11 protein-coding genes are annotated in these 12,519 nt (G+C 58.9%); 8 read left to right on the top strand and 3 right to left on the bottom strand.

What is annotated here, in order from left to right:
• Positions 1-20: 20 nt before the first annotated feature.
• A complete protein-coding gene (slyB, locus tag ASF13_RS21655; protein WP_056241650.1) occupies positions 21-488 on the bottom strand; it encodes an outer membrane lipoprotein SlyB in 468 nt (155 codons plus the stop codon).
• A 290-nt stretch (positions 489-778) separates the two neighbouring features.
• Here slyB and anmK point away from each other — a divergent pair, with 290 nt between their 5' ends.
• The 5 genes from anmK to pdxY all read left to right on the top strand — a co-directional run bounded on the left by anmK (position 779) and on the right by pdxY (position 5,332).
• Positions 779-1,897, top strand: a complete 1,119-nt coding sequence (anmK, locus tag ASF13_RS21650; RefSeq protein WP_056241646.1) for an anhydro-N-acetylmuramic acid kinase — start codon at positions 779-781, stop codon at positions 1,895-1,897.
• A gap of 63 nt (positions 1,898-1,960) precedes the next feature.
• A complete protein-coding gene (locus ASF13_RS21645) occupies positions 1,961-2,278 on the top strand; it encodes an MliC family protein (RefSeq protein WP_056241643.1) in 318 nt (105 codons plus the stop codon).
• Between the two features lie 47 nt (positions 2,279-2,325).
• Positions 2,326-2,982, top strand: a complete 657-nt coding sequence (gene pdxH, locus ASF13_RS21640) for a pyridoxamine 5'-phosphate oxidase (protein ID WP_056241637.1) — start codon at positions 2,326-2,328, stop codon at positions 2,980-2,982.
• A 136-nt stretch (positions 2,983-3,118) separates the two neighbouring features.
• A complete protein-coding gene (gene tyrS, locus ASF13_RS21635) occupies positions 3,119-4,393 on the top strand; it encodes a tyrosine--tRNA ligase (RefSeq protein WP_056241634.1) in 1,275 nt (424 codons plus the stop codon).
• Between the two features lie 78 nt (positions 4,394-4,471).
• Positions 4,472-5,332, top strand: a complete 861-nt coding sequence (pdxY, locus tag ASF13_RS21630; protein ID WP_056241782.1) for a pyridoxal kinase PdxY — start codon at positions 4,472-4,474, stop codon at positions 5,330-5,332.
• Between the two features lie 254 nt (positions 5,333-5,586).
• Here pdxY and gstA read toward each other — a convergent pair whose 3' ends face one another.
• A complete protein-coding gene (gstA, locus tag ASF13_RS21625) occupies positions 5,587-6,192 on the bottom strand; it encodes a glutathione transferase GstA (RefSeq protein ID WP_056241631.1) in 606 nt (201 codons plus the stop codon).
• Between the two features lie 141 nt (positions 6,193-6,333).
• On the bottom strand, positions 6,334-7,800 hold the full coding sequence (gene dtpA / locus ASF13_RS21620; protein ID WP_056241628.1) for a dipeptide/tripeptide permease DtpA: 1,467 nt from the start codon (positions 7,798-7,800) through the stop codon (positions 6,334-6,336).
• A gap of 759 nt (positions 7,801-8,559) precedes the next feature.
• On the opposite strand from dtpA, the gene betI reads away from it, so the two are divergent.
• From betI to betA, 3 genes are read left to right on the top strand one after another with little or no spacing between them, the layout of a single operon-like run.
• A complete protein-coding gene (betI, locus tag ASF13_RS21615) occupies positions 8,560-9,159 on the top strand; it encodes a transcriptional regulator BetI (protein WP_056241625.1) in 600 nt (199 codons plus the stop codon).
• Between the two features lie 10 nt (positions 9,160-9,169).
• Positions 9,170-10,636, top strand: coding sequence for a betaine-aldehyde dehydrogenase (gene betB / locus ASF13_RS21610; protein ID WP_056241623.1), 1,467 nt, complete (start codon positions 9,170-9,172; stop codon positions 10,634-10,636).
• A gap of 45 nt (positions 10,637-10,681) precedes the next feature.
• A complete protein-coding gene (gene betA / locus ASF13_RS21605; protein ID WP_056241620.1) occupies positions 10,682-12,328 on the top strand; it encodes a choline dehydrogenase in 1,647 nt (548 codons plus the stop codon).
• Positions 12,329-12,519 lie beyond the last annotated feature (191 nt).

The raw sequence follows: 12,519 nt of genomic DNA, 5'->3' as shown, positions 1-12,519 counted from the left end.
CCTTAACGCGAAGCGGGAGCTTAACGCGGCGAGACGGTGATCTGGCTGCCGTTAGAGGCCATCGCCACACGCTGACCGACCGCATAGCGGCTGGCGGCCTGCTTCTGCACCACCATAATGGTGTTGCCGTCGTCTTTACGAATTTCCAGCTCTACGCCCTGGCTCTTGTTCATCGAACCCTGCACGCCCTGGCCCGCAACGCCACCGGCTACCGCGCCCGCAGCGGTAGCCAGGCTGCGGCCGGTGCCGCCGCCAATGGTGTTACCGAGGAAACCACCCAGCACCGCACCGCCGATAGCGCCAATCACATTGTTCTCTTCACCGCCCTGAATCTGCACCGGACGGACGGAAACCAGGGTACCGTAGCTGACGCTCTGGACCTGTTTGGCTTCAGAGGCGCTGTACACATCACCCGACAGCGTGTCGTTATTCGCACAGCCAGCCAGCGTCATCCCGGCAACTGCCACGATCAAAAAACGCTTCATCATTGTAAAACTCCTATGTGTTGCAGATGCTGCAAACGGTCAGGTCAGGCAGCGGAAGATAGCTTTATTATATGTTACAAGCCGGATGTTTCTCACTATCAGAATTGAAAAACAGCGAAGAAACTCTAGCCTGCGGCGGTTAAACGCCAAATCAATCGTTGCCATTATTGTGACCGGCGCGTATTTATTCGGTATAACTCCAAAAATACATTAGTAAGTCATGGAATTGGATGCAGTTTTTTGTCACGCTGGCGGTAAGACTTATTGGCCTCATGATCGGGTAAGGTGACGGTATGAAATCAGGACGTTATATCGGGGTGATGTCAGGCACCAGCCTGGACGGGGTGGACGTGGTGCTGGCGGCGATTGACCCGCAGATGGTGGCGCAGCAGGCCAGCTACTGCCATCCGATTCCGCTGGCGCTGCGCCAGCAAATCCTGGCGATCTCCCAGGGACAGATGCTGACGCTCTCGCAGCTTGGCCAGCTGGACACCCGGCTGGGGCAGCTGTTTGCCGAGGCGGTGCTGGCGCTGATGAAGCAGCAGCGGCTGACGGCGGAGGATATCACCGCCATCGGCTGCCACGGGCAAACCGTCTGGCACGAGCCGCAGGGCGACGCCCCGAATACGCTGCAGATCGGTGACAATAACCAGATTGCGGCGGCGACCGGCATTACCGTAGTCGGTGACTTCCGCCGTCGCGATATGGCGCTGGGCGGCCAGGGCGCGCCGCTGGTGCCGGCCTTCCACCATGCGATCCTGATGCACCCGGACGAACGGCGGATGGTGCTGAACATTGGCGGCATCGCTAACCTGTCCCTGCTGCTTCCTGACCAGCCGCTGCGCGGGTTTGACACCGGGCCGGGCAACATGTTGATGGACGCCTGGATCTGGCAGCAGCAGCAGCAGCCCTACGATCGGGACGGGCAGTGGGGCCGCGGCGGGCAGGTGGTGCAGCCGCTGTTGCAGCAGATGCTTCGCGACCCCTATTTTGCCCTGCGCGCGCCGAAAAGCACCGGCCGTGAATACTTTAATGCCGGCTGGCTGGAGCAGCAGCTGGCGGCGTTTCCCGGCGTGGCGGCGCAGGATGTGCAGGCCACGCTGGTGGAACTGACCGCGGCCTCCATCGCCGACCAGGTGCTGCTCAGCGGCGGCTGCGATCGGCTGCTGGTGTGCGGCGGTGGAGCACGCAATCCGCTGCTGATGTCGCGGCTGGCGGCGCGGCTGACCGGCACCGAGGTCAATACCACCGACCAGGCCGGCATCAGCGGTGATGACATGGAAGCGCTGGCCTTTGCATGGCTGGCGTGGCGCACGCTGAGCGGCTTACCGGGTAATCTGCCGTCGGTGACCGGGGCGCGCGAAGCCAGCATCATCGGAGCCATTTTCCCGGCGAATTCTCCAATCCGCTGATTGCAATCGGCCGACGGGACGTTTTACCCTGCCGGGTGAACCTAACGTAACCAGGAGAAGACGATGAAGAACGGAATGATGGTGGCGGCGCTGTTGACCCTGTCCGGCTGCAGCTATTTTCAACACGGCGAATCCCAGCCGGTGAAAACCCTGCATTACACCTGCGGTACGCTGCCGCTCACCGTGAAGCTCGACCGCGCGCGCGAAGAGGTTAACCTGATCCTCGACGGCAACCCGCTGACTCTGAAACAGCAGGTGGCCGCGTCCGGCACCCGCTACAGCGACGGCCACTATGTTTTCTGGTCGAAAGGCGACACCGCCTTCGTTGAGCGCAACGATAAAATTATCATCGACGACTGTCGGCTGCAGCCCGGCAGTTAATTGCTAACCCCGGGGCCGCGTGCCCCGCCAGTACAGAAGCCTGAACCATGAGTGACAGTGATCATCTGCAACAGATTGCCCATTTACGTCGCGAATACACCCGTGGCGGACTGCGCCGTAACGATCTCCCGGCCGACCCGCTGGCCCTGTTCGAACAGTGGTTTCAGCAGGCGGTAGACGCGCAGCTGCCGGACCCGTCGGCCATGAGCGTGGCGACGGTGGATGAGCAGGGGCAGCCGTATCAGCGCATCGTGCTGCTCAAGCACTTTGACCAGCAGGGCATGGTCTTCTACACCAACCTCGGCAGCCGCAAGGCGCAGCATCTGGAGAAAAATCCCCGCATCAGCCTGCTGTTCCCCTGGCATATGCTGGAGCGTCAGGTGATGGTGCTGGGCAGCGTTGAGCGCCTGTCGATGCTGGAAGTGGTGAAGTACTTCCACAGCCGCCCGCGTGACAGCCAGTTGGGGGCCTGGGTATCGAAGCAGTCGAGCCGCATCTCCGCCCGCGGCGTGCTGGAGGCTAAATTCCTTGAAATTAAGCAAAAATTCCAGCAGGGCGAGGTGCCATTGCCGAGCTTCTGGGGTGGCTACCGCATCAAAATTGACTCGATGGAGTTCTGGCAGGGCGGTTCTCACCGTTTACATGACCGCTTTTTCTACCAGCGCAGTGGCGAGTCGTGGCAAATTGACCGCCTTGCACCCTGAAAACGCGAAATAATGCCGTTAAGCGCTGGATCGCAATCTCCCAGCGCCTTATTCTATAACCCTATTTTTTCTCTCCGCGCAGAGCGGAAAGCTGTGTACCAGCTTAGGTGCAGACTTTTTTTATATGGAGTCTTAGATGGCCAGCAGTAACCTGATCAAACAATTGCAAGAGCGGGGCCTTGTCGCCCAGGTAACGGACGAGGAAGCGTTAGCAGAGCGACTGGCGCAGGGGCCAATTGCTCTCTATTGCGGCTTCGACCCGACCGCCGACAGCTTGCATTTGGGGCATCTGGTGCCTTTGCTTTGCCTGAAGCGCTTCCAGGACGCCGGCCACACGCCGGTGGCACTGGTTGGCGGAGCCACCGGCCTGATCGGTGACCCGAGCTTCAAAGCCGCTGAGCGTAAGCTGAACACCGCCGATACGGTTAACGAGTGGGTGGAGAAGATTCGCCAGCAGGTTGCACCCTTCCTGAACTTCAACGACCAGAAAAACAGCGCTATCGCGGCCAACAACTATGACTGGTTTGGCGGCATGAGCGTGCTGACCTTCCTGCGCGATATCGGTAAGCACTTCTCTGTTAACCAGATGATTAACAAAGAAGCGGTCAAGCAGCGCCTGAACCGTGATGACCAGGGGATCTCGTTTACTGAATTCTCCTACAACCTGCTGCAGGGCTATGACTTTGCCTGCCTGAACGAGCGCCACAACGTGGTGCTGCAGATCGGCGGTTCCGACCAGTGGGGCAACATCACCTCCGGTATCGACCTGACCCGTCGCCTGCATCAGAACCAGGTGTTTGGCCTGACCGTTCCGTTGATCACCAAGTCAGACGGCACCAAATTTGGTAAAACCGAAGGCGGCGCGGTATGGCTGGATGCGAAGAAAACCAGCCCGTACAAGTTCTACCAGTTCTGGATCAACACCGCCGACGCTGACGTCTACCGCTTCCTGAAATTCTTCACCTTTATGAGCATTGAAGAGATCAATGCGCTGGAAGAGGAAGACAAAAACAGCGGCAAGGCCCCGCGTGCGCAGTACGTGCTGGCCGAGCTGGTTACCCGTCTGGTGCACGGCGACGCCGGCCTGACCGCCGCACAGCGTATCACCCAGAGCCTGTTTGCCGGCAGCGTGGCGGAACTGAACGAACAGGATCTTGCGCAGCTGGCGCAGGACGGCATGCCGAGCGTGACGCTGGAAGCCGGTCAGGATCTGCAGCAGGCGCTGGTTGACGCCGATCTGGCGCCATCACGTGGCCAGGCGCGTAAGTTGATCGACGCCAAATCGGTCAGCATCAACGGTGAACTGCAGACCAACAGCGAATACGGTTTCAGCGACGCCGACCGCCTGTTTGGCCAGTACACGGTGCTGCGCCGCGGTAAAAAGAACTACAGCTTAGTCTGCTGGAAATAAAAACAGTGTGGGCGAGCCCGCCTCGCCCTCTGAAGCCGGTTCGCCCGGCTTTTTTTATTGGCAAGAAAGGTCGTGATGATGAAAAATATTCTCTCCATCCAGTCGCACACCGTGTTTGGTCACGCGGGCAACAGCGCCTCTGAATTTCCGATGCGCCGCATGGGCGCAAACGTTTGGCCGCTGAACACCGTGCAGTTTTCCAACCACACCCAGTACGGGCACTGGACCGGATCGGTAATGCCGGCCAGCCATCTGACCGATATCGCCCGCGGTATCGGCGACATTGACCGCCTGAAAACCTGCAACGCGGTACTCAGCGGTTACCTCGGCTCGGCCGAACAGGGTGAAGCGATCCTGGAGATCGTCAGGATGGTCAAGGCGGCCAACCCGGATGCATGGTACTTCTGCGATCCGGTTATGGGCCACCCGGAGAAGGGCTGCATCGTGGCGCCGGGGGTGGCGGAGTTTCACGCCAACGCCTCGCTGCCGGCCAGCGACATTATTGCGCCAAACCTGCTGGAGCTGGAGATGCTCAGCGGCCACGAGGTGGCTGACCCGGAACAGGCGGTGGCCGTCTGCCGCGAGCTGATCGCCAAAGGGCCGAAAGTGGTGCTGGTGAAACACCTGGCGCGCGCGGGCTACCGAAGCGATCGCTTTGAGATGCTGCTGGTGACCAAAGATGAAGCCTGGCATATCAGCCGGCCGCTGATCGACTTTGGCGTGCGTCAGCCGGTCGGCGTTGGCGATCTGACCAGCGGCCTGCTGCTGGTGGATCTGCTGCACGGCCTGTCGCTACAGCAGGCGCTGGAGCACGTGACCGCTGCGGTGTATGAAGTGATGCTGAAAACCCATCAGATGGGTGAGTATGAGCTGCAGCTGGTGGCAGCTCAGCAGGCGATTGCCGAGCCGCAGCAGCATTTCGCCGCGGTGAAGCTGTAATTAAAGCAGGGCAGAGCAGCGTGGCTCTGCCCGATGCAGTGCTTAACTACGCGCAGTTAACGGCAGCCTGACTCAACGATAGCCAGCCGTGAAGATAACAGCCACCTTTTTCAACGACAGCCAGCCGCGAAGATTACAGCCATCTGATTCAACGGTGTCACTTCACACCAGCAACCGCTAATCAACGGCTGCCGTTCCGCCTGGCTATCTGCAGCCGATCCGCACGTTATTCATCCGGGCCCGGCTTTCGTCACTCAGTTCAGGCCTTCCGCCTTCAGTGCCGCCATGACCGCCGGGCGCGCCGCCACCCGTTCAAACCAGGCGTTTAACGCATCCAGACCGCTCAAATCCAGTTTTACCGCCTGCGCCCAGCGGGTGACGGTAAACAGATAGGCGTCGGCGACGGTAAAGCGCAGCCCCATCAGCCACTGTTTCTCATTCAGTTCGTTATTGACATAGCTGAACTTTTGCAGCAACTGCTGGCGGCTAAGGGTTTTATACTCTTCCGGCGTGGTTGGGCGGAACAGCGGGCTGAACCCTTTATGCAGTTCGGTGGCGATATAGTTCAGCCACTCCAGCGTATGGTAACGCGTCAGGCTACCGGCCGGGGCCAGCAGCTGGCGGTCGCTTTTCAGATCGGCCAGATACTGCACGATGGCCACGCCTTCTGTCAGCAGAGAACCATCATTCAGCAGCAGAGCGGGCACCTGGCCTTTAGGGTTGATGCGCAGGTAATCTTCACCCTGTTCGGTCTTTTTAGTCTGTAAATCAACGTTGACCAGCGAGAAATCGAGGCCGGTTTCGCGCAGGATAATATGAGGGGACAGCGAACAGGCGCCGGGCTTACAGAACAGCTTCATTGCGTTCTCCTGAGATGAGGGGACGTAAACTGTTTTTATCTTACTGCGGCGGGGGGAAAATGTCAGCGTGGGGCGAGGGTCAGATCGCGGTTTATCGTAAAAAGGGTGAGCCTCAGCGGCCCACCCTGTGGTTTACAGCGCTTACTGACCCTGGGTCATACGGTTCAGCTTAGGAGCGGTTAACAGCATCAGGACCGCAATCGCGCCGGTCACGATACCGATCTTCAGGAACACGTCGCCGTAGGTGTGCAGAGACAGCAGGGGATCGGTGATATCTTCCGGCACCGCCATCAGGCTGGCGACCTTACCGGCCACCATCGCCGCGCCGGCGGTGGTCAGGAACCATGAACCCATGATAAAGCCCATCAGACGCTGTGGCACCAGCTGCGCTACCATCGCCAGGCCGAGGCCGGAGATCATCAGTTCGCCGATGCTCTGCAGGCCGTAGCTGAGGATCAGCCAGTTTACCGACACGATGCCCTGCTGGCTGGCGAAGCTGGCCCCCAGCGGCAGCACCAGGAAGGCGGCCGAACACAGCACCATCCCGACGGCAAACTTATGTGGCATCGGCAGGCGGTCGCCCATTTTGTTGTACAGTGCGGCGAGGAGCGGGCTGAAGATCATAATCCAGAACGGGTTAAGCGCCTGGAACTGCTCCGGCTGGAAGGTGATGCCGAGAATGCTGTGCTCGACGTTGCGGATGGCGAAGAAGTTCAGCGAGGTCGGCATCTGCATATACAGCACAAAGAACACGATCGCTTCCAGCATCAGCAGGAAGGCGACAATCATCTTACGCCGCGCCGCGCCCTTCAGCGCCAGGCCCTCTTTGAAGAACACCAGCACGATACCGGCGGCGATCAGTGCCAGCACCATGCGGGCGATGCCCTGATTGTGCAGCAGCCAGGAGGCCAGCACGATCAGCACCACCACGCCGGCCAGGGTAGCGATCAGTTTGCCAACGTTAAGCGGCGCAAAATCGGGTTTAGAGCCGTAGGCGCTGACCGCTTTACGGAACAGCATAAAGTTCAGCAGGGTGATCAGCATGCCGACGAAGGAGAGCGAGAACGCCACGCTCCAGCCATATTTCGCCGCCAGCCACGGTGTCGCCAGCATCGAGAAAAATGAACCGATGTTGATCGACATGTAGTACATGGTGAACGCACCATCCAGCCGCGGGTCGTCTTTCTCATAGCAGGTGGAGAGCAGGGCAGAGGGGTTGGCTTTAAACAGTCCGTTACCGACGGCGATGGTTGCCATACCGAAATAGACCAGCGCCAGATTATGGCCCGACCAGGCGATTAAGCCGTAGCCCAGCGCCAGCACCAGCGTACCCAGCACGATCACACGCTTGGTACCCAGAACCTTATCACCCAGCCAGCCGCCGATGGCGACCATACCGTACACCAGCGCGCTGAAGGAGGAGAACAGCACCACGGAATCGGCTTCGGACATCCCCAGCATTTTAACCAGGTAGACCGCCATGATCCCTTGCAGACCGTAGTAGCCAAAACGTTCCCAAAGCTCGATGGTGAAGATCAGATAAAACGCTTTCGGTTGCTTAAAAGCATTGAGGCTTGGCGCCTCGGGTTGTTTGTTTGCAGTTGACACTCGTACCTCTGAAAGTCATACCCTGTTTTGTGGCAGGAATTAAGTCAGCATAACGCGCCGGGCACGTTCACCTTTTTGTTATTGGATGTGAAAAACGCTGAACAATTTCGCTTATCGAGTGGCATCAGGCAAGCTTTTTTTCTGTGCGTAATAAGTCGTTACACAAGGGGTTTATCTGGTCATTTTAGCAACGCAATAGATTTTAATGCTTTTTGGGTGTGGTTAAGGAGTTTTAACGACGCAGGTTAGCGTAGATTTTCGCCCGCGGGCAGTCGGGTCTGCTGCAGGCTGCTTGCCAGATTTAAATATTATAAATGAGATGTTTATCAGGTTTATATCTGGAAAAAATGGCGTTATGCCGCTGTACGGTGTTGTCAGAATCTTGCTTAACGGTGGGTTATCTTAGTGACGGGTAGCGTGTCATTTTTATCACATCAACCTGTGATAATACTCCCGAAGAAAGAAGTTTATGCTGAGTTAAGCGCGTTTTTACCGATTATTAACTTATATTCAGGGCTGTTTTTCACTGTTTTTAAGGCGATGTTATGAGAGCAGGGCTTATCACCCGTCTTTAACCGGTCTTACCTACGATTCAGGTTAACGGAGGAGATCGCGAAAAGACTCCCTGACTCCCTTGCACTCTGAACAATCCTTGTCTTTTCTTAGCGCATCAGATCTGCATCTGGATTTTTATTGATTGAACGTTCAATATAAAAAAGTTATCCTTGTTCTCATTCACTGGCTACAATTGATAAAGCGATGCCAAAAGTTGGAATGAAAGCGATTCGTCAGGCGCAGTTGATTACCGCCACCCTGACCGTGATTGACCGGGTTGGGCTGGCGGATGCCAGCCTGGCGCTGATTGCCCGCGAGGCGGGCGTCTCCACCGGGATTGTCAGCCACTATTTTGGCGACAAGAGCGGCCTGCTGGACGCCTGTATGCGCCAGATTCTGGCCGACCTCTACCAGGCGTTGGAGCGCCACCGGCAGCAGGCAGAACCGGACGCCGAGGCGCGCATCAGGGCGATTATCGACGGCAACTTCGATATCACCCAGATTACCGTACCGGTGCTGAAAACCTGGCTGGTATTCTGGGCCGACAGCCTGCACCAGCCCGAACTGCGCCGTTTACAGCGGGTAAACGATCGGCGTCTGCATTCCAACCTGACCGCGCAGTTTCGTCGGGTGCTGCCCAGAGAGCAGGCCCGCGCCGCCGGGGCCAGCCTGGCCGCGGTGATCGACGGCGTCTGGCTGCGCATGACGCTGGCATCTCAGCCGATGGAGCAGGGGCTGCAGCAGGCCCGCCTGCTTTGCTACCAAAATCTTGCGCTGTGGCTGAACAGCGCGCCCACCCACTGAAGGAGGCAACATGGCCGATTTACAACGCCGTGGTTTATACATCAACGGACAGGAAGTTGCAGGGACGGGTGACATCTTCACCACCGTCAATCCCGCCAACGGCGAGGTTCTGGCGGAAATCACCGGCGCCAGCCAGCAGGATATCGATGCGGCTGTTGCCTCTGCGCAGGCCGGCCAGCGCATCTGGCGCGGCTACACGCCGGTTGAGCGCAGCCGGGTACTGTTAAAAGCGGTGGCTATTCTGCGTGAGCGCAATCAGCAGCTGGCCGAGCTGGAAACCGCCGATACCGGCAAACCGATTAGCGAAACGGCGGCGGTGGACATCGTTACCGGTGCCGACGTCCTGGAGTATTACGCCGGGCTGGCGACGGCGGTTGAGGGGCAATCCATTCCCCTGCGCGACAGCGCGCTGGTCTATACCCGCCGCGAACCGCTGGGCGTCTGTGCCGGTATCGGCGCGTGGAACTACCCGATCCAGATCGCCCTGTGGAAAAGCGCCCCGGCGCTGGCCACCGGTAACGCGATGGTGTTCAAGCCAAGCGAAGTGACGCCGCTGAGCGTGCTCGAGCTGGCGCGCATCTTCACCGAAGCCGGCCTGCCTGATGGCGTGTTTAACGTGGTGCAGGGTGCCGGTAGCGTGGGTCAGGGGCTGAGCCAGCACCCGCGGATCGCCAAGGTCTCCTTTACCGGTGAAGTGAACACCGGCAAGCGGGTGATGGCTGACGCCGCGCTGGCTAACCTGAAGTCGGTGACCATGGAGCTCGGTGGCAAATCACCGCTGATCGTGTTTGACGATGCCGAACTGGAACGGGCGGTCGACGGCGCAATGATGGCGAACTTCTACAGCAGCGGCCAGGTCTGTACCAACGGCACCCGCGTCTTCGTGCAGCGCTCGCTGCTGCCGGCCTTTGAAAAACGCCTGGCGGAGAAAATGGCCGGCATCCACTGCGGCGACCCGCGCGATCCGGCGGTGAACTTTGGTCCGCTGGTCAGCGAAACCCACTGCCGCAAGGTGGTTTCCTACCTTGAGATCGGCAAACAGGAGGGCGCACGCGTGCTGTCCGGCGGCTCCCGCATCACCGAAGGCCCGCTGGCGAAAGGCTGCTACGTAGAACCGACCGTGTTTACCGACTGCCGTGATGATATGCGCATCGTGCAGGAGGAGATCTTCGGGCCGGTAATGAGCATCCTGGCGTTCGATGACGAAGAAGAAGTCATTCAACGCGCGAACAACACCGAATATGGCCTGGCGGCCGGCGTGTTTACCCAGTCTCTGAACCGTGCGCACCGGGTTATTCATCAGCTTGAAGCCGGTATCTGCTGGGTGAACAGCTGGGGTGAATCGCCGGCTCCGATGCCGGTCGGTGGCTATAAGCAGTCCGGTATTGGCCGTGAAAATGGCCTCGAGACGCTGCACCACTATACGCGAACCAAATCGGTTCTGATCGAGATGGGCGACTATCCATCCGCATTCTGATTTTCTGCCGCGGCGCTTGCGCCGCGGAACATTCCAGGAGGAATCATGCAGACATTCGACTATATCATTATTGGTGCCGGCTCCGCAGGGAACGTGCTGGCAACGCGGCTGACCGAGGATGCTGACGTATCGGTACTGTTACTGGAAGCCGGCGGTAAAGATCACCGCTGGGACTTCCGTACCCAGATGCCAGCCGCTTTGGCTTACCCGTTGCAGGGTAAACGCTACAACTGGGCCTTTGAAACCGATCCGGAACCACATATGGATAACCGCCGTATGGAGTGCGGCCGCGGTAAAGGGCTGGGCGGTTCGTCGCTGATTAACGGCATGTGCTACATCCGCGGTAACGCGATGGACTACGATAACTGGGCGAAAAAGCCCGGTCTTGAAAACTGGTCCTACCTTAACTGCCTGCCGTACTTCCGCCGCGCGGAGAAGCGCGATATCGGCGCTAACGACTGGCACGGCGGCGAGGGTTACCTCAGCGTAACCACGCCGAAAAGCGGCAACAATCCGCTGTATCGCGCCTTTATCGATGCAGCGAAGCAGGCCGGGCATGCGGAAACAGACGACCTTAATGGCTACCGTCAGGACGGCTTCGGCCCGATGGACCGCACCGTAACGCCAAAAGGCCGTCGCTCCAGCACCGCGCGCGGCTACCTCGACGTGGCGAAACAGCGCAGCAACCTGACCATCGTTACCCAGGCGCAGACCGACCGCATCCTGTTCGAAGGTAAAACCGCAACCGGCGTCTGCTGGTGGCGTCACGGCAAACAGGAACAGGCTCAGGCAAAACGTGAAGTGCTGCTGTGCGCCGGGGCGATTAACTCACCGCAGATCCTGCAGCGCTCCGGCGTTGGCCCGGAAGAGTGGCTGCGCGAGCTGGATATTGACGTGGTCCACGCGCTGCCGGGCGTCGGGCGCAACCTGCAGGATCACCTGGAAGTCTATATGCAGTACGGCTGTAAACAGCCGGTCAGCCTCTACCCGGCGCTGCAGTGGTGGAACCAGCCGGCAATCGGCGCCGAGTGGCTGTTCAACGGCACCGGCGTCGGGGCCAGCAACCAGTTTGAAGCCGGTGGTTTTATCCGCAGTGACGAGAAGCCGGACTGGCCGGATCTGCAGTACCACTTCCTGCCGGTAGCGATCAACTACAACGGCAGCAGCCCGGTAAAACAGCACGGTTTCCAGGCTCACGTCGGCCCGATGCGCTCGATGAGTCGCGGACGTATCAAGCTGACCTCGAAACATCCCTACGCCGCGCCGTCAATCTTCTTCAACTATATGTCTGAAGAGCGCGACTGGGTGGAGTTCCGTAACGCGGTGCGCCTGACGCGGGAAATTATGCGGCAGCCCGCGCTGGCCGCCTACTGTGGTGAAGAACTGCAGCCGGGCAGCCAGGTGCAGAGCGACGAGCAGATCGACGCCTTTATCCGCGAACATGCGGAAACCGCCTACCATCCGTGCGGCAGCTGCGCGATGGGCAACGACGAGATGTCGGTGGTGGACAGCGAAGGGCGGGTGCACGGCATGCAGAACCTGCGCGTGGTCGATGCGTCGATTATGCCGCAGATCGTCACCGGCAACCTCAACGCGCCAACGGTGATGATTGCCGAGAAGATCTCCGACGCCATTCGCGGCAAAGCGCCGCTGCCGCTCTCCACGGCGGACTACTATCAGCTGACGCGTTAACGGCTACTGCTAACGGCGGGGAAGGAGCCCCGCCGTTAGCGATCCTATTTATATCCTCCTTCCACATACCCTGGCCCTGTGGCGAAATATCCCCCTTAAACGACAAGAACAGCTGTTATTAAATATCCGGGCTATTTACTTTGCCGCTTATAGGGTAAGTTTCTAAGCTGTTAATTATTTACCACAGAAAA

Source organism: Erwinia sp. Leaf53 (assembly GCF_001422605.1).
Lineage (GTDB): Bacteria > Pseudomonadota > Gammaproteobacteria > Enterobacterales > Enterobacteriaceae > Erwinia.
Note: the sequence above shows the minus strand (reverse complement) of the source record. Positions and strands in the feature narration are given on the sequence as shown.